This window comes from Pseudomonas sp. OVF7, assembly GCF_030644265.1.
In the GTDB taxonomy this organism is placed as follows: domain Bacteria; phylum Pseudomonadota; class Gammaproteobacteria; order Pseudomonadales; family Pseudomonadaceae; genus Aquipseudomonas; species Aquipseudomonas gorinensis.
In genome coordinates this window covers 6,645,804-6,664,574 of record NZ_CP128996.1, presented here as the reverse complement: position 1 = coordinate 6,664,574, position 18,771 = coordinate 6,645,804, and the positions used below count along the sequence as shown (strand labels likewise).

The 18,771-nt window shown below is 60.4% G+C and carries 9 protein-coding genes and 2 rRNA genes; 10 read left to right on the top strand and 1 reads right to left on the bottom strand.

Going from position 1 to position 18,771, the window contains the following annotated elements:
* Positions 1-33: 33 nt before the first annotated feature.
* From QU606_RS30355 to QU606_RS30320, 8 genes are all read left to right on the top strand, one after another.
* Positions 34-2,925 (top strand): 23S ribosomal RNA (locus tag QU606_RS30355).
* Positions 2,926-3,082: 157 nt separating this feature from the next.
* Positions 3,083-3,198: ribosomal RNA gene (gene rrf, locus QU606_RS30350) — 5S ribosomal RNA — on the top strand.
* Between the two features lie 223 nt (positions 3,199-3,421).
* Positions 3,422-6,874: an exodeoxyribonuclease V subunit gamma gene (gene recC, locus QU606_RS30345; RefSeq protein WP_304997931.1), complete on the top strand. Its 3,453-nt coding sequence runs from the start codon at positions 3,422-3,424 to the stop codon at positions 6,872-6,874.
* Complete coding sequence (recB, locus tag QU606_RS30340; protein ID WP_304997930.1) at positions 6,871-10,545, top strand: exodeoxyribonuclease V subunit beta; 3,675 nt, start codon at positions 6,871-6,873, stop codon at positions 10,543-10,545. The genes recC and recB overlap by 4 nt, the downstream gene beginning before the upstream one ends.
* On the top strand, positions 10,542-12,611 hold the full coding sequence (gene recD / locus QU606_RS30335) for an exodeoxyribonuclease V subunit alpha (protein WP_193689811.1): 2,070 nt from the start codon (positions 10,542-10,544) through the stop codon (positions 12,609-12,611). Before recB ends, recD begins: the two co-directional genes overlap by 4 nt.
* A 141-nt stretch (positions 12,612-12,752) precedes the next feature.
* Positions 12,753-13,319 carry a YfiR family protein gene (locus QU606_RS30330; RefSeq protein ID WP_024077399.1) on the top strand — a complete coding sequence of 189 codons (567 nt, stop codon included), beginning with the start codon at positions 12,753-12,755 and terminating at the stop codon, positions 13,317-13,319.
* Entirely contained in the window at positions 13,316-14,578 is a 1,263-nt protein-coding gene (locus tag QU606_RS30325; protein WP_193689810.1) for a diguanylate cyclase domain-containing protein, read from the top strand. Before QU606_RS30330 ends, QU606_RS30325 begins: the two co-directional genes overlap by 4 nt.
* Before the next feature lie 4 nt (positions 14,579-14,582).
* Positions 14,583-15,074 (top strand): OmpA family protein, encoded by a 492-nt coding sequence (locus tag QU606_RS30320; protein ID WP_206379627.1) that lies wholly within the window; start codon positions 14,583-14,585, stop codon positions 15,072-15,074.
* 159 nt (positions 15,075-15,233) lie between these two features.
* Here QU606_RS30320 and QU606_RS30315 read toward each other — a convergent pair whose 3' ends face one another.
* Positions 15,234-16,184: a LysR family transcriptional regulator gene (locus tag QU606_RS30315; RefSeq protein ID WP_102625403.1), complete on the bottom strand. Its 951-nt coding sequence runs from the start codon at positions 16,182-16,184 to the stop codon at positions 15,234-15,236.
* A 129-nt stretch (positions 16,185-16,313) separates the two neighbouring features.
* On the opposite strand from QU606_RS30315, the gene QU606_RS30310 reads away from it, so the two are divergent.
* A complete protein-coding gene (locus tag QU606_RS30310; RefSeq protein ID WP_069077011.1) occupies positions 16,314-17,831 on the top strand; it encodes a CoA-acylating methylmalonate-semialdehyde dehydrogenase in 1,518 nt (505 codons plus the stop codon).
* Between the two features lie 14 nt (positions 17,832-17,845).
* Positions 17,846-18,733: a 3-hydroxyisobutyrate dehydrogenase gene (mmsB, locus tag QU606_RS30305; protein ID WP_069077012.1), complete on the top strand. Its 888-nt coding sequence runs from the start codon at positions 17,846-17,848 to the stop codon at positions 18,731-18,733.
* The last annotated feature ends 38 nt before the right edge of the window (positions 18,734-18,771 follow it).

The window sequence follows — 18,771 nt, the reverse complement described above, 5'->3', positions numbered from 1 at the left end:
TTCACAGTATAACCAGATTGCTTGGGGTTATATGGTCAAGTGAAGAAGCGCATACGGTGGATGCCTTGGCAGTCAGAGGCGATGAAAGACGTGGTAGCCTGCGAAAAGCTTCGGGGAGTCGGCAAACAGACTTTGATCCGGAGATGTCTGAATGGGGGAACCCAGCCATCATAAGATGGTTACCTTACACTGAATACATAGGTGTAAGGGGCGAACCAGGGGAACTGAAACATCTAAGTACCCTGAGGAAAAGAAATCAACCGAGATTCCCTTAGTAGTGGCGAGCGAACGGGGACTAGCCCTTAAGTGGCTTTGAGATTAGCGGAACGCTCTGGAAAGTGCGGCCATAGTGGGTGATAGCCCTGTACGCGAAAATCTCTTAGTCATGAAATCGAGTAGGACGGAGCACGAGAAACTTTGTCTGAATATGGGGGGACCATCCTCCAAGGCTAAATACTACTGACTGACCGATAGTGAACTAGTACCGTGAGGGAAAGGCGAAAAGAACCCCGGAGAGGGGAGTGAAATAGATCCTGAAACCGTATGCGTACAAGCAGTGGGAGCCCACTTTGTTGGGTGACTGCGTACCTTTTGTATAATGGGTCAGCGACTTATTTTCAGTGGCGAGCTTAACCGAATAGGGGAGGCGTAGCGAAAGCGAGTCTTAATAGGGCGTCTAGTCGCTGGGAATAGACCCGAAACCGGGCGATCTATCCATGGGCAGGTTGAAGGTTGGGTAACACTAACTGGAGGACCGAACCGACTACCGTTGAAAAGTTAGCGGATGACCTGTGGATCGGAGTGAAAGGCTAATCAAGCTCGGAGATAGCTGGTTCTCCTCGAAAGCTATTTAGGTAGCGCCTCATGTATCACTGTAGGGGGTAGAGCACTGTTTCGGCTAGGGGGTCATCCCGACTTACCAAACCGATGCAAACTCCGAATACCTACAAGTGCCGAGCATGGGAGACACACGGCGGGTGCTAACGTCCGTCGTGAAAAGGGAAACAACCCAGACCGTCAGCTAAGGTCCCAAAGTTATGGTTAAGTGGGAAACGATGTGGGAAGGCTTAGACAGCTAGGAGGTTGGCTTAGAAGCAGCCACCCTTTAAAGAAAGCGTAATAGCTCACTAGTCGAGTCGGCCTGCGCGGAAGATGTAACGGGGCTCAAACCATACACCGAAGCTACGGGTATCACGTAAGTGATGCGGTAGAGGAGCGTTCTGTAAGCCTGTGAAGGTGAGTTGAGAAGCTTGCTGGAGGTATCAGAAGTGCGAATGCTGACATGAGTAACGACAATGGGTGTGAAAAACACCCACGCCGAAAGACCAAGGTTTCCTGCGCAACGTTAATCGACGCAGGGTTAGTCGGTCCCTAAGGCGAGGCTGAAAAGCGTAGTCGATGGAAAACAGGTTAATATTCCTGTACTTCTGGTTATTGCGATGGAGGGACGGAGAAGGCTAGGCCAGCTTGGCGTTGGTTGTCCAAGTTTAAGGTGGTAGGCTGAGATCTTAGGTAAATCCGGGATCTTAAGGCCGAGAGCTGATGACGAGTTGTCTTTTAGATGACGAAGTGGTTGATGCCATGCTTCCAAGAAAAGCTTCTAAGCTTCAGGTAACCAGGAACCGTACCCCAAACCGACACAGGTGGTTGGGTAGAGAATACCAAGGCGCTTGAGAGAACTCGGGTGAAGGAACTAGGCAAAATGGCACCGTAACTTCGGGAGAAGGTGCGCCGGTGAGGGTGAAGGACTTGCTCCGTAAGCCCATGCCGGTCGAAGATACCAGGCCGCTGCGACTGTTTATTAAAAACACAGCACTCTGCAAACACGAAAGTGGACGTATAGGGTGTGACGCCTGCCCGGTGCCGGAAGGTTAATTGATGGGGTTAGCTAACGCGAAGCTCTTGATCGAAGCCCCGGTAAACGGCGGCCGTAACTATAACGGTCCTAAGGTAGCGAAATTCCTTGTCGGGTAAGTTCCGACCTGCACGAATGGCGTAACGATGGCGGCGCTGTCTCCACCCGAGACTCAGTGAAATTGAAATCGCTGTGAAGATGCAGTGTATCCGCGGCTAGACGGAAAGACCCCGTGAACCTTTACTATAGCTTTGCACTGGACTTTGAATTTGCTTGTGTAGGATAGGTGGGAGGCTTTGAAGCGTGGACGCCAGTTCGCGTGGAGCCAACCTTGAAATACCACCCTGGCAACTTTGAGGTTCTAACTCAGGTCCGTTATCCGGATCGAGGACAGTGTATGGTGGGTAGTTTGACTGGGGCGGTCTCCTCCTAAAGAGTAACGGAGGAGTACGAAGGTGCGCTCAGACCGGTCGGAAATCGGTCGTAGAGTATAAAGGCAAAAGCGCGCTTGACTGCGAGACAGACACGTCGAGCAGGTACGAAAGTAGGTCTTAGTGATCCGGTGGTTCTGTATGGAAGGGCCATCGCTCAACGGATAAAAGGTACTCCGGGGATAACAGGCTGATACCGCCCAAGAGTTCATATCGACGGCGGTGTTTGGCACCTCGATGTCGGCTCATCACATCCTGGGGCTGAAGCCGGTCCCAAGGGTATGGCTGTTCGCCATTTAAAGTGGTACGCGAGCTGGGTTTAGAACGTCGTGAGACAGTTCGGTCCCTATCTGCCGTGGACGTTTGAGATTTGAGAGGGGCTGCTCCTAGTACGAGAGGACCGGAGTGGACGAACCTCTGGTGTTCCGGTTGTCACGCCAGTGGCATTGCCGGGTAGCTATGTTCGGAATAGATAACCGCTGAAAGCATCTAAGCGGGAAACTAGCCTCAAGATGAGATCTCACTGGGACCTTGAGTCCCCTGAAGGGCCGTCGAAGACTACGACGTTGATAGGTTGGGTGTGTAAGCGCTGTGAGGCGTTGAGCTAACCAATACTAATTGCCCGTGAGGCTTGACCATATAACACCCAAGCAATTTGCTGACCTGAAAAGGCACCAGATTGCGGTGTGTGAAGACGAAACGAACCGAAAGTTCGAAGTTCACAAAACACCGAAAGCTATCACATACCCAATTTGCTGAAGCGAGGCCAGCTGGCCACGACTCAGTACCCGAATTTCTTGACGACCATAGAGCATTGGAACCACCTGATCCCATCCCGAACTCAGTAGTGAAACGATGCATCGCCGATGGTAGTGTGGGGTTTCCCCATGTGAGAGTAGGTCATCGTCAAGATTAAATTCCGAAACCCCATTTGCCAAAGCAGATGGGGTTTTGTTTTGGGCGATCGAAAAGCGCAGGCGCAAGCGTGCTCATGCAGGACGACAACGCTGACGCGCGCCTTCGCGCACACCGACCCCACTCCAAACCCCCCGCTTCTTGCATCCCGATACCGCCAATATTTGCCCACAGTGCTAAAGTCCCTCCCTCGATTTTTGCTTTTCCCAAGGAAGCCGTTATGCCGGACTCGACGTCCCTCAGCGCTGGATTCATGGTGGTTCACGGCAACCGCCTGGACGAACTGCGCAGCCTGGTGGTCAGTTGGATGCGACGATATCCACTGGCACCCTTGGAAAACGAAATCGCCTTGGTGCAAAGCAATGGCATCGCCCAATGGCTCAAATTGGCCCTGGCTGAAGATCCGGAAGATGACGATATGGGGGGCTGCGGCATCGCGGCGGCCATTGATGTGCAACTGCCGGGTAGCTTCATGTGGCAACTTTATCGGATGGTCCTTGGCCGTGACGAAATTCCGCCCAAGTCCCTGCTCGACAAAGCCCCGTTGACCTGGCGCCTGATGCGCCTGCTCCCGGAGCTCATTGATCAACCGCACTTCGAGCCCCTGCAATGCTTCCTGACTCACGACACGGACCTACGTAAACGCTACCAACTCGCCGAACGTCTGGCCGACCTGTTCGACCAGTATCAGGTCTACCGTGCTGACTGGCTGGAAGATTGGGCCGCGGGCCGTCATCAGTTACGTAATGGTCGCGGTGAAACCAAACCCCTGAACCCGGCCAACTGCTGGCAAGCCGAATTATGGCGCGCGCTGCTGTTGGATGTCGGGGAGGAGGGCATGGCCCAAAGCCGTGCCGGCGTCCACCAGCGATTTATCGAGCGCATCAATAGCCTGAAACAAGCCCCCCCATGCCTGCCTTCCCGAGTCATTGTTTTCGGCATTTCATCCTTGCCTGCGCAGGCACTGGAAGCCCTTGCCGGCCTGGCCCGCTTCAGCCAGGTCCTGCTGTGCGTGCATAACCCCTGCCGCCATCATTGGTCTGACATCGTCGCTGACAAAGACTTGCTGCGTAACGAATACAAACGCCAGGCGCGCAAGGCCGGTATGCCAGTGACCATCGACCCGCAGTCCCTGCACCAACATGCCCATCCATTACTGGCCGCATGGGGCAAACAAGGCCGCGACTACATCAGCCTGTTGGACAGTTACGATGATCCCAACAGTTACCGAGCCGCCTTCCGCGATGGCCGAATCGACCTGTTCAGCGAGACCGAGCCCACCACATTGCTCAACCAGCTCCAGGACGACATTCTCGAACTGCGCCCGCTCAATGAAACCCGCGATCTCTGGCCCGCCGTTGACCTGCAGCGCGACACGTCAATCCGCTTCCATATCGCCCATAGTGCCCAGCGCGAAGTGGAAATTCTCCACGACCAACTGCTTCAACGCTTCAGCGCCGATCCCACCCTACGTCCTCGGGACATCATCGTCATGGTCCCCGACGTCGACAGCTACGCGCCGCACATTCGCGCCGTATTCGGCCAGTTGGAACGAAGTGATCCACGCTTCATCCCCTTCACCCTCACCGACCAAGGACAACGCGGCCGCGACCCGTTGTTGATCGCCGTCGAGCATCTGCTCAAGTTGCCAGACAGCCGCTTCCCCGTCAGCGAGATTCTCGACCTGCTCGACGTCCCGGCCCTGCGTGAACGTTTCGCTATCAAAGAACGCGACCTGCCCACATTGCACCGCTGGATCGAAGGGGCCGGTATCCGTTGGGGACTCAACGCCGAGCAACGCGCCGGCCTGGGTCTACCCCATGAGCTGGAGCAAAACAGTTGGCGCTTCGGCCTGCGCCGCATGCTCCTGGGCTACGCCGTCGGCACCGGCACCGCTTGCGACGGTATCGAACCTTATGACGAAATCGGCGGCCTCGACGCTGCCTTGATTGGCCCACTGGTGGCCTTGCTCGATGCCCTGAGCGATGCCCATCAAGCCTTGTCTCAACCTGCTGCTCCTCAAGCATGGGGCGAGCGTCTACAACGCTTGATGCAGCTATTCTTCCTGCCTGGCAGCGAGCACGACGACTACCTGCTGGGCCAGCTCGAACAGCTGCGGGAAACCTGGCTGGAAACCTGTGAGTCCGTGGGCCTGCAGGACGAGTTACCGCTCACTGTCGTTCGTGAGGCATGGCTGGCCGGTCTGGACCAGGGTCGCCTCTCACAGCGCTTTCTCGCCGGAGCTGTCAATTTTTGTACCCTGATGCCCATGCGCGCGATCCCATTCAAGCTCGTCTGCCTGCTCGGTATGAACGACGGTGATTATCCGCGCGCGCAACCGCCATTGGATTTCGACCTGATGGGCAGCGATTATCGCCCTGGCGACCGTTCACGCCGCGAAGATGACCGCTACCTGCTGCTTGAAGCCCTGCTGTCCGCGCGCGACCAGCTCTACATCAGTTGGGTCGGGCGCAGCATCCGCGACAATAGCGATCGCCCGGCATCGGTGTTGATTGGCCAACTGCGCGACCACATCGCCAGTGGCTGGCATAACGCCAATATTGCACAGCCACTTATTGAGGCGATGACCCAGGAACATCCGCTCCAGCCCTTTAGCGCCCGGTATTTTCACGAAGGTGACCCGTTGTTCAGCTACGCCCGTGAGTGGCAGCTGCTGCACGAGGCCGCGGAGGCCACCCCTGACACGGCGGCATTGGCGGCCCATCGGCAGGAAGAGCCCCTGAGCCTGGGCCAACTGCAGGACTTCCTTCGCAACCCGGTCAAACATTTCTTCAGCCAACGTCTGAAAGTTTTTTTCGAAGCCGCCGAAGTCCCGTTGGCCGATGAAGAACCCTTCGTCCTCGACGCACTGCAACGCTACAGTCTGAGCGACAGCCTGCTCAATGCCGCATTAAGCCAGCCCGATCACTTCGACCAGGCCCTCAACGCCCAGGCCCTGCGCCTGCAAGGCAGTGGCCTGCTGCCGATGGTCGGGTTCGGCGAGCGTCTGCGTAACGAACTGATCGAACCTTTGCCTGACTTGTTACGCCGCTACCAACAGCTTCTAGCCCTCTGGCCAACCCCGCACACCGGTGCTGAACCGATCAGTTTCGAGCATCAGGGTATTCAGCTGGAAGGCTGGATCAGCGGCCTGCATCGACGCAGTGATGGCGGGTTGTTAAGCGTCACCACCATCCCCAACAGCATCGGTTCGATCAAGACGCGCAAGTGGCACCGCCTGATTCGCCCATGGGTCAATCACGTGGTCGCCTGCGCCTGCGGTCTGCCATTGAGCACCGGGTTGGTGGCCAGTGATGACACCCTGCTGCTGGCTCCGCTGGAAAAATCCAGCGCCCAGGGCATCCTCGGCGACCTGTTGCTCGCCTGGCATATCGGCATGAGCAAACCCTTGCCCATCGCGGTCAAAACCGCCTTCGCCTGGCTTGGCCAAATCGACCCGGTCAAAGCTCACGCTGCCGCCAGCAAAGCCTACGAAGGTGATGGCCTGACCACCGATGGCGAACGTCGCGAAACCCCGGCACTCACCCGCCAATTCCCCGACTACGCCGCCCTGATGGCCAGCGAAGAATTCGAAGGGTGGTGTGAAACCTTGTATCGGCCCTTGCTCAACGCCCCTTGGCGATCCCTGAACAGCGAGGAGGTCGGCGCATGAGCAGCAAACCCTTGGCCTTGGCATTCCCGCTAAAAGGCAGCCAGTTGATCGAAGCCAGTGCCGGTACCGGCAAGACCTTCACCATCTCCGCCCTGTACCTGCGCCTGGTACTCGGCCACGGTGGTGACGAGTCAGGCTTTGGCCGTGAACTGCTGCCCCCGCAAATCCTCGTTGTGACCTTCACCGACGCCGCCACCAAGGAGCTGCGCGAACGCATCCGTATCCGCCTGGCCGAAGCTGCGCGGTTCTTCCGCGATGAAATCAAACAACCTGATGCGCTGATCGCCGAGCTGCGCGAGCACTATCTGCCCGAACAATGGCCCGCGTGTGCCAATCGCCTGGATATCGCCGCGCAATGGATGGACGAAGCGGCGGTCTCGACCATCCACAGTTGGTGCCAGCGCATGCTGCGCGAACATGCGTTCGACAGTGGCAGCCTGTTCACCCAGACCCTGGAAACCGACCATAGTGACCTGCTCGGCGAAGTGCTGCGCGACTATTGGCGGCTGTTCTGCTACCCGATGCACGACGATGCGCTCAACTGGGTGCGCAACAACTGGGGCGGGCCGGCCGCGCTGATGCCGCGAGTACGTGCGTTGTTCGGCAGCGAGCGGCCCACTGATGAGCATCGTGAGCCCGCCGAACTGATCAACGCCTGCCTGCAAGAGCGTCGAGCAGCCCTCGTTGCGCTTAAAGCGCCCTGGCCACAATGGGCCGCCGAGTTGCGCGACATCTGCCTGCAAGCCGTCGCCGCCAAAGCCGTCGATGGTCGCAAGATGCAAGCCCGCTACTTCGAACCCTGGTTCGAAAAAATCAGCGCCTGGGCCGCGGATGAAACCCTCGAACAACTGGATATCGGCACCGGGTTCACGCGTCTGACCCCTGATGGCATGGCCGAAGCCTGGAAGGGGGATCCGCCGCACCACCCGGGTATCGACGCCATGGTCGGCCTCAAAGCCGCCCTCGATGCGTTGCCAACCCCCGATGCCGCCGTGTTGCAACACGCCGCTGGCTGGGTCGGTAAGCGCTTCGAAGACGAAAAACGCCGCCGTGCCGAAATGGGCTTCGACGACATGCTGATCCGCCTCAATGCCGCCTTGCAATCAGACGGTGGCGAGCGTCTTGCCAGTGTGATCCGCGAGCAGTTTCCGGTCGCCCTGATCGATGAGTTCCAGGACACCGACCCGGTGCAATACAGCATCTTCGACAGCATCTACCGCATCGAAGAAAACCACCTCGACAGTGGCCTGTTCCTGATCGGCGACCCCAAGCAGGCGATCTACGCGTTCCGTGGCGCGGATATCTACACGTACCTGCGCGCCCGCCAATCCACCACTGGTCGTCACCACACCCTGGGCACCAACTTCCGCTCCAGCCATGCGATGGTCGAGGCGGTGAACCATGTGTTCCAGCGTGCCGAAAAAGGCCGCGGCGCGTTTCTGTTCCGCAGGCCGGATGGCGAAAACCCGGTGCCGTTCCAGCCGGTGTTGTCCCAAGGGCGCAAGGAGCAATTGCAGGTCGATGGCCAAACGCTGCCGGCGATGACGCTCTGGCACCTGCCCACCGATCAGCCGATTTCCAACGTGGTTTATCGCCAGCAACTTGCCGCCGCCTGCGCCACGCAGATTGTTGAACTGCTCAACGCTGGGCAGCAAGGTCACGCGGGTTTCCTGCAAGAAGACGGCAGCGTTAACGGCGTGCTGCCTTCAGCTATCGCCATTCTGGTGCGCGACGGCAAGGAGGCCCAAGCCGTGCGCGGCGAATTAGCCGCCCGTGGTATGCGCAGTGTCTACCTGTCCGACAAGGACTCCGTGTTCGCCGCCCAGGAAGCCCATGATCTGTTGGCCTGGCTCAAGGCCTGTGCCGAGCCCGACGTCGAGCGTCCGTTGCGCGCCGCGCTGGCCTGCGTCACCTTGAACCTGTCACTGCCTGAACTGGAACGTCTGAACCAGGACGAGCTGGCGTGGGAAAGCCGTGTCATGCAGTTCCGCGGCTACCGTACGATCTGGCGTACCCAGGGCGTGCTGCCGATGCTGCGGCGCCTGCTCCATGACTTCAAGTTGCCGCAAACCCTGATGGCCCGCAGCGATGGCGAGCGAGTACTGACCAACCTGTTGCACCTCAGTGAGTTGTTGCAACAAGCGGCGTCTGAATTGGACGGCGAACAGGCCCTGATCCGTCATCTGGCCGAACACCTGGCGCTCTCCGGCCAAGCAGGTGAAGAACAGATCCTGCGCCTGGAAAGCGATGAGCAACTGGTCAAAGTGGTGACCATCCACAAGTCCAAGGGGCTGGAATACGACCTGGTATTCCTGCCATTTATCTGTTCGGCCAAACCGGTGGATGGCAGTCGCTTGCCGCTGCATTACCACGATGAAAACGGCAAGTCCCAGGTCAGCCTGCGCCCGACGGCCGCGTTGATCGCCCAAGCCGATGACGAGCGCCTGGCCGAAGACCTGCGCTTGTTCTACGTGGCCCTGACCCGGGCCAAACACGCCTGCTGGCTGGGCATTGCCGACCTCAAGCGCGGCAATAGCAGCAGCTCTGTGCTGCACCTTTCGGCGCTGGGTTATTTGCTGGGCGCGGGCGCATCCCTGGGCGAATCTGCTGGCCTGGCGCGCTGGCTGCTGGATCTGCAGGAAGGCTGCCCCGCCATCCACTACACCCACGTACCCGAAGCGCAAGACAGCGTGTTTCATCCGCCGCGCAACGAAGCCACGCTGCTCCCCCCCTTGTTACCCAAACGCAAGGCGGCGGAAAACTGGTGGATCGCGTCCTACAGCGCCTTGCGCATCGGTGACAGCATGAGCACCGCCAGCCTCGAAGCGCCGGAAAGCCCACAAGCCCAGAAGCTGTTCGACGACGAACGTCTCGACCCTGATGCACCGCGTGAAGTGGCGGCGTCCGGCGGCGACATTCACCGTTTCCCACGTGGCCCGAATCCAGGGACCTTCCTCCATGGCCTGTTGGAGTGGGCGGGCGAGGAGGGCTTCAACGTGACGTCGGAGGCGATCGAAAAAGCCGTGGGCGCGCGTTGCAATCGACGTAACTGGGAAGGCTGGATCGTCACCCTCAGCGGTTGGCTGAGCCACCTGTTGCAAACAGCGCTGCCGTTGCACAACGACCAGGTCACGCTCAGCGGCCTGCAGCAATACCAGGTCGAAATGGAGTTCTGGTTCGCCAGTCATAAAGTCGACGTGCTCGCCCTCGATAAGCTGGTGTGCCAGTACACCCACAACGGTGTCTCGCGGGTTGCCGCCGAGCCGGTCCTGCTCAATGGCATGTTCAAAGGCTTTATCGACCTGACGTTCGAGCATGACGGCCGCTACTACGTGGCGGATTACAAATCCAACTGGCTCGGCCCCGACGACTCCGCCTACACCCAGGCGGCCATGGAGCTGTCGATCCTCGAACATCGGTATGACTTGCAGTACGTACTGTACCTGCTGGCCCTGCACCGCCAGCTCAAGGCGCGCCTGCCGGGCTACGACTACGACCGCCATGTCGGTGGCGCGCTCTACCTGTTCCTGCGCGGCAGTCAGGCCGCCAGCCAGGGGGCGTACTTCACCCGTCCTCCACGGGAGCTGATCGAGGGCCTGGATTTGCTCTTCCAAGGTCAATCGATACCGCCCAAGGCCGAACCCGCCTGGGAACAAGGAGTGTTGCTATGAGCCTGTCGTCGTTACCGCTGGAGGCGTTGGCCCCCCTCAACCGCGCCGCTGATCTGGTGCAACTGCTGGAGCGTTGGGTTGACCGCGGCTGGCTGCGCGCGTTGGACAAAGCCTTTGTCGGTTTCCTGTACGAGCTCGACCCGCACGCCGATCCCCTGGTGTTGCTGGCGGCGGCGCTGACCAGCCACCAACTGGGCCATGGTCACGTGTGCCTGGACCTGTTCGAAACCCTCAAGGCACCGGACTTCGCCCTGTCATTGCCGCCCGAAGGCGACCTGCAAGCCGGCGCCATGTTGCTGCCTTCGCAACTGCTCGACGGCCTGGACGGTGCCCATTGGTGCCATACCCTGGCCGCGAGTCCACTGGTCGCCCTCGCGGTGGATGGCAGCGAGGCAGCACAGAGTCGTCCGTTGGTGCTGTCCGGCAAGCGCCTGTACCTGCGGCGCTACTGGGCCTACGAGCGGCGCATCGATACGGCCCTGCGCCTGCGTCTGGCGACCGCAGAAACCGTCGCCGCCGATTTGCCCCAGCGCTTGAATGGCCTGTTCGACCAACCCGTGCCGGAAGGCATGATCGACTGGCAAAAGCTTGCCTGCGCCCTGGCCACCCGTGGTGCATTCAGCATCGTTACCGGTGGCCCCGGCACTGGCAAGACCACCACCGTGGTGCGTCTGCTGGCCTTGTTGCAGGCGCCGGCCGTGGAAAGCGGCACGCCCCTGCGCATTCGCTTGGCTGCGCCTACCGGCAAGGCGGCCGCACGTTTGACCGAATCGATCAGCCAACAAGTGCTGTCACTGAAAGTGCCTGACAGCGTGCGGGAAAAAATCCCGACCCAGGTCACCACGGTTCACCGCTTGCTCGGCAGTCGACCGGGCACGCGGCATTTCCGTCATCACCAGGGCAACCCGCTGCCGCTTGATGTATTGGTGGTGGACGAGGCCTCGATGATCGACCTGGAAATGATGGCCAACCTGCTCGACGCATTGCCGCCCCATGCGCGCCTGGTGTTGTTGGGCGACAAGGACCAGCTCGCCTCGGTGGAGGCCGGCGCCGTCCTCGGTGACCTGTGCCGCGACGCCGAGGCTGGCTGGTACAGCCCAGAAACCCGCCAATGGTTGCAAGCCGTCAGCGGCGAGGACCTCAGCGCCAGTGGCTTGCAGGAAGACCTCGATGGCGACCATCCCCTGGCCCAGCAAGTGGTGATGCTGCGTTACTCGCGACGCTTTGGCGAAGGCAGCGGTATTGGCCAACTGGCGCGCTGGGTCAACCAGCAAAACGCCGAAGAGGCCCGCCAGCTGTTGGCCGCCCGCAGCCACAGCGACCTGTTCTGCGTCAGCCTCAAAGGTGAGCACGACCATGCTCTGGAGCGGCTGGTGCTGGACGGGCAGGGCGATGGCGCCGAAGGCTATCGCTATTATCTGAACCTGCTGCAATCGGCGCGCCCGTCCTTCGACACCCCGCGGGAAGATCACGCCTGGACCCACTGGGCGCAGCAACTGCTGCAAGCCTTCGACGCCTTCCAGTTGCTATGTGCCGTGCGTAAAGGCCCCTGGGGAGTGGAGGGGCTGAACCTGCGCATCACCGCCGCCTTGCGCAAAGTGCGGCTGATCGAAGGTGACGAGCAATGGTACGAAGGCCGCCCGGTACTGATGACCCGTAATGACTACGGCCTGGGCCTTATGAACGGGGATATTGGCATTGCACTGAAACTGCCCGAAAGCGACGGTGGCCCTCAGGTACTGCGTGTCGCCTTCCCACGGAACGATGGCCAGGGCGGTGTGCGTTTTGTACTACCCAGCCGCCTGAACGATGTGGAAACCGTGTATGCCATGACCGTGCACAAATCCCAGGGCTCTGAATTCACTCACACCGCCTTGATCCTGCCCGAGGCACTCAACCCGGTGCTCACCAAAGAGCTGATCTACACCGGCATCACCCGCGCCAAGCGTTGGTTCAGCTTGATCGAACCCCGCGGCGGCGTGTTTGAGGAAGCCGTGCGACGCAAGGTCAAGCGCTTGAGTGGGTTGATGCTGGAACTGGGGCACGAGGCTGAAAAAACTGACTGATAGGTCATGCAATATTTCTGATTCAGACGTTTGAGTTTTCTGAAAAAATAGCCACCCCCGCGAAGGCCCCTCTTCGCGGGATTTTCCGCCGCTGTGCTATCGTTGCGGCATCACCCCGAAAACACCTTAGAGAATCGCTGCATGAACGTGGCCGTCTCGCCCACAGAGCGTCGTTTCAACTGGAGACGCCTGTTACTTGTGGCGCTTCTGTGCGTGCTCGCCCCGCAGGCCTTTGCCCAGGCTCCCAGTCCGGCGGATCAACGCGCCGAGGCGGTCACCCAGGTGGTGCTCGGCATCCTCAGTTACGCACGCTGGCCGGTGGAGCCCGCGCAACTGCGCCTGTGCATCGTCGGGCCGACCCAATACACCGACGACCTGGTCAAGGGCACCACCCAGGCCACCGGCCGTCCGGTAGTGGTGCGGCGGCTGTTGGCCGACCATCCCGATATCGTCAATGCCTGCGACGCCGTGTACATCGGCAAACTCAGCGCCGATGAACGCAGCCAATTGTTTGCCTCGCTCAGCGGTCACCCGGTGCTCAGCATCAGCGAGGGTGGCGACCAGTGCACCGTGGGCAGCCTGTTCTGTTTGCGAGTGGAGGACGAGCAGGTGTCGTTCGAGGTCAACCTCGACTCCGTTGCACGCAGCGGCGTGCGCATTCACCCCAGTGTGCTGCAACTGTCCCGCCGCCGAGCAGCCGCGCCATGACAGCCGTCAAAGTACGCCCGACCCTGCGCTCCGTGATTGGCAGGGGGCACTTGATCCTGGCATTGGTGGCGGTGATCCTGGCCAGTGTGTCGCTGACCCTGCTCGGTGTGCTGGCGCTGCGAGTGTACGCTGAACACAACCTGCATTTGATCGCGCGCTCGATCAACTACACCGTAGAAGCCGCAGTGGTGTTCAACGACAGCGCGGCGGCGACCGAAGCCCTTAGCCTGATCGCGTCCACCGAAGAGGTGGCCCAGGCTGAAGTCTTCAACGCCAACGGCAGGCTGTTGGCGCAGTGGGTACGCCCGGAAACAGGGATGTTGTCCAAGGTCGAGCTGCAACTGGCCCACGCCCTGCTTGAACAGCCCATCAGCCAACCCATCATCCACCAGGGGCGAACCGTTGGCAGCATTCACCTGACGGGTCATGGCGGTAGCCTGTTGCGTTTCCTGCTCAGCGGTCTGGCCGGGATCTTGATTTGCACCGTGCTGAGCGCTTGGGTCGCCCTGCATTTGGCACGGCGCCTGTTACGGGGCATTACCGGTCCATTGCACAGCCTCGCGGCAGTGGCACACGCCGCCCGTATGGAGCGCGACTTCGACCGCCGCGTACCACCGGCACAAATCGCCGAACTTGACAGTTTGGGCAACGACTTCAATGCCCTGCTCGGCGAGATGGAGGCCTGGCAGTCCCACCTGCAAAGCGAAAACGAAACCCTTGCCCACCAGGCCAACCACGACAGCCTGACCGGCTTGCCCAACCGGGCATTCTTTGAGGGCCGCCTGATTCGTGCGCTGCGCAGTGCGGCCAAGAGCAAGGAGCAGGTGGCAGTGCTTTACCTCGACAGTGACCGCTTCAAAGAGATCAATGACAGCTTTGGGCATGCCGCAGGGGATGCCGTGCTTGTGGCCGTCGCCAAGCGTGTGCGTGCGCAATTGCGTGAGGACGACCTGGTGGCACGCCTGGGCGGCGATGAGTTCGCTATCCTGCTCTCGCCGCTGCACAAGCTGGAAGACGCCGAGCGCATCGCCGATAAAATCATTGCCAGCATGGACGTGCCGATCCCGGTACCGGGCAATACCCAGGTCTTGACCTCACTCAGTATCGGCATCGCCATTTATCCCGAGCATGGCGCCACCCCAGGTGCCCTGCTCAACGCCGCCGACGCGGCGATGTACCAGGCCAAGCGCTTGTCCCAGGGCGGCCAGCAAACAGCGGAGCCGGAGCGCCCCGCCGTCAATGTTCATCACAGGAGTTAGTCCCTTGTTCTCGACTGTACGCGTTCTGTTTATCGCCTTGTTCGTGGCGCTGCTGGCCCTGAGTGGGTGCCAGACAGCCCCGCCCAAAGGGCTGACCCCGGCGCAGATCGCCGTGCTCAAGCAACAAGGCTTCGCACTGACCGACGAAGGCTGGGCGTTTGGCCTGTCTGGCAAAGTCCTCTTTGGCAGCGACGTCGAGAGCCTCAACTCCGCCAGCACTGAGATCGTCCAACGCATCGGCAAGGCCCTGCTGGGCGTCGGCATCGAACGTGTGCGCATCGACGGCCATACCGACGCCTCGGGCAAGGAAACCTACAACCAGCAACTGTCCCTGCGCCGTGCCAAAAGCGTGGCGACCGTGCTGACCGGCGTGGGCATGAAAGAACAAAACATCCAATTGCGCGGCCTGGGCAGCAGCGAGCCGGTGGCGTCCAACGACACGGCGGCGGGACGCACTGAAAATCGGCGGGTGTCGATCGTGGTGATCGCGGACTGAATGGCTTCACCCGCGTTAATCTGAAATGCAATCAACCTGTGGGAGGGGGCTTGCCCCCGATAGCGGAGTGACAGAACCCGAGGGACGGGCTGACACATGGCTATCGAGAGCAACCCTCCCAGAACTTGTCAGGATTTGCCCACCTGAGTCCTTGCAGGTTTACTCAGAGAAGAACGTGATCTCCCGCGTCTCCCCCATCAACAACCCCCGGTTCTGCTCCGTCACCTCGCGGATGTAATCCCACAACAAGGTAATCCGCTTCAACTTCCGCAGATCCTCCCGGCAATACATCCAGAACTGCCGCGTAATCGCAATCTGCTCCCCCAGCACCGGCAGTAAGCGCGGGTCCTGTGCCGCCAGGAAACACGGCAATATCGCCATCGATCGCCCTTGCTGCGCCGCCACGTACTGAGCGATCACGCTGGTACTGCGCAAGCTGGCGCTGGCGCCCGGTACGACGTTTGCCAGGTAGAGCAGCTCTGAGCTGAACGCCAGGTCATCCACATAGCTGATAAACGGATGCTCGGCCAAGTCCGCCGGGCGTTGGATGGGCGGGTGTTGGTCGAGGTATTCCTGGGTCGCGTACAGCTGCAGTTTGTAGTCGCACAACTTGCAGCACACGTACGGCCCATGTTCCGGGCGTTCCAGGGCGATGACGATGTCGGCTTCGCGCTTGGACAGGCTGATGAAGTGGGGCAAGGGCAGGATGTCCACCGAAATCGCCGGATACGTGTCGACGAAGTGGCTCAACTGCGGGGTGACGAAAAAACTGCCGAAGCCTTCGGTGCAGCCCATGCGCACATGGCCGGACAACGCCACGCCGGAGCCGGATACCTGCTCGCAGGCCATGTGCAGGGTACTTTCGATGGACTCGGCGTAGCCCAGCAAACGCTGGCCTTCGGGGGTGAGTACGAAACCGCTGGTCCGGGATTTTTCGAACAGCAGGGTGCCGAGCGACACTTCCAATGAGCTGATGCGCCGCGACACGGTGGTGTAGTCCACCGCCAGGCGCTTGGCGGCGACGCTGGCCTTGCGGGTGCGGGCCACCTCGAGAAAAAACTTCAGGTCATCCCAGTTCAGGGAGCCCAGTGATGTGATGTTTTTTTGCATATTGGACCGGCTTTTATGTGCGTTCTTATTAGAGATTTGCACATCTATACTCCAAAAACAGTCCGAACGCCTCATTACCAAGGCGATTCACGCGCCTTGTCTCTGCATAACTACAAGATTGGAGACCACATGAACGCATCTGCCGATATTTCCGTGCAACAGGTCAAGTTGCTGATCAATGGTGAATGGGTCGAGTCCAAGACCACCCACTGGCAAGACATCGTCAACCCGGCCACCCAGCAAGTGCTGGCCAAAGTCCCGTTTGCCACCGCCGATGAAGTCAACGCAGCCATTGACGCCGCCCATCAAGCGTTCCAAACCTGGAAGCTGACGCCCATCGGCGCGCGCATGCGCATCATGCTCAAGCTGCAAGCCTTGATCCGCGAACATTCCAAGCGCATCGCCGGGGTCCTCAGCGCCGAGCAGGGCAAGACCATTGCCGATGCCGAAGGCGATATTTTCCGTGGCCTGGAAGTGGTGGAGCACGCCTGTTCCATCGGCACCCTGCAAATGGGCGAGTTCGCTGAAAACGTCGCCGGGGGTGTGGACACCTACACCCTGCGCCAACCCATCGGCGTGTGCGCCGGCATTACCCCGTTCAACTTCCCGGCGATGATTCCGCTGTGGATGTTCCCCATGGCCATTGCCTGCGGTAACACCTTCGTCCTCAAGCCTTCCGAGCAAGACCCGCTGTCAACGATGCTGCTGGTGGAACTGGCGCTGGAAGCCGGTGTGCCGGCCGGCGTGCTCAACGTCGTGCACGGTGGCAAGGATGTGGTAGATGCGCTGTGCACCCATAAAGACATCAAGGCGGTGTCCTTCGTCGGCTCGACCGCCGTGGGGACGCATGTGTACGACCTGGCCGGCAAGCACGGCAAGCGTGTGCAGTCGATGATGGGCGCGAAGAACCATGCGGTGGTGCTGCCCGATGCCAACCGCGAACACACCCTCAATGCCCTGGTCGGTGCCGGTTTCGGTGCGGCGGGCCAGCGTTGCATGGCCACTTCGGTGGTGGTGCTGGTGGGTGCGTCCAGGCAGTGGCTGCCAGACCTCAAGGCGCTGGCGCAAAAGCTCAAGGTCAATGCCGGCAGCGAAGCTGGAACCGATGTCGGCCCGGTGATCTCCAAGCGCGCCAAGGCGCGCATCCTGGAGTTGATCGAAAGCGGCGTGAAAGAAGGCGCCAAGCTGGAGTTGGATGGCCGCGACATCCAGGTGCCGGGCTTCGAGCAAGGCAACTTTGTCGGCCCGACCCTGTTCTCCGGCGTGACCACCGATATGCAGATCTACACCCAGGAAATCTTCGGCCCGGTACTGGTGGTGCTGGAAGTCGACACCCTCGATGAAGCCATCGCCCTGGTCAACGCCAACCCGTTCGGCAACGGCACCGGCCTGTTCACCCAGAGCGGTGCGGCGGCGCGTAAATTCCAGAGCGAAATCGATGTGGGCCAGGTCGGTATCAACATCCCGATCCCGGTGCCGGTGCCGTTCTTCAGCTTCACCGGTTCCCGTGGCTCCAAACTGGGTGACCTGGGCCCTTACGGCAAGCAAGTGGTGCAGTTCTACACCCAGACCAAAACCGTCACCAGCCGCTGGTTCGACGACGACACGGTCAATGATGGCGTCAACACCACCATCAACCTGCGCTGATTCGGGAGACGACCATGAAGATTGCATTTATCGGCTTGGGCAACATGGGCGCGCCCATGGCCCGCAACCTGATCAAGGCCGGCCATGGGCTGAACCTGTTCGACCTGAACCAGGCGGTACTCAAGGAATTGGCCGAGCTGGGTGGCAGCATCAGCGCTTCACCGCGGGATGCCGCTACCGGCGCCGAGTTGGTGATTACCATGCTGCCGGCCGCCGCCCATGTGCGCAGTGTCTGGCTGGGTGAAGACGGTGTTTTAGCCGGTATCGGCCAAGGCGTGCCGGCGGTGGATTGCAGCACCATCGACCCGCAGACCATCCGCGATGTCGCGGCTGCGGCGGCCAAGCAAGGTGTGGCTGTCGCCGATGCACCGGTCTCCGGTGGCACTGGCGGCGCGCAAGCCGGTACCCTGACCTTCATGGTCGGCGCCAGCGCGGAACTGTTTGCCACCCTTCAACCCGTGCTGGCGCAGATGGGCCGCAACATTGTGCGTTGCGGCGACGTCGGCACCGGCCAGATCGCCAAGATCTGCAACAACCTGCTGCTGGGCATCAGCATGGTCGGCGTCAGCGAAGCCATGGCCCTGGGCGATGCGCTGGGCATCGACACCCAAGTGCTGGCGGGGATCATCAACAGCTCCACCGGCCGCTGCTGGAGTTCCGACACCTACAACCCTTGGCCGGGCGTGATCGAAACGGCGCCGTCATCCCGTGGTTATACCGGTGGTTTTGGTGCCGACCTGATGCTCAAGGACCTCGGCCTGGCCACCGAAGCCGCGCGCCAGGCACACCAGCCGGTGATCCTCGGCGCCGTGGCCCAGCAGTTGTATCAATCGATGAGCCAGCGTGGGGAAGGGGGCAAGGACTTCTCGGCGATCATCAACAGCTACCGCAAACCCAAGTAGTGTGGGCAGCGGGCTGACTGTGGCCGGCAGGCTGACTG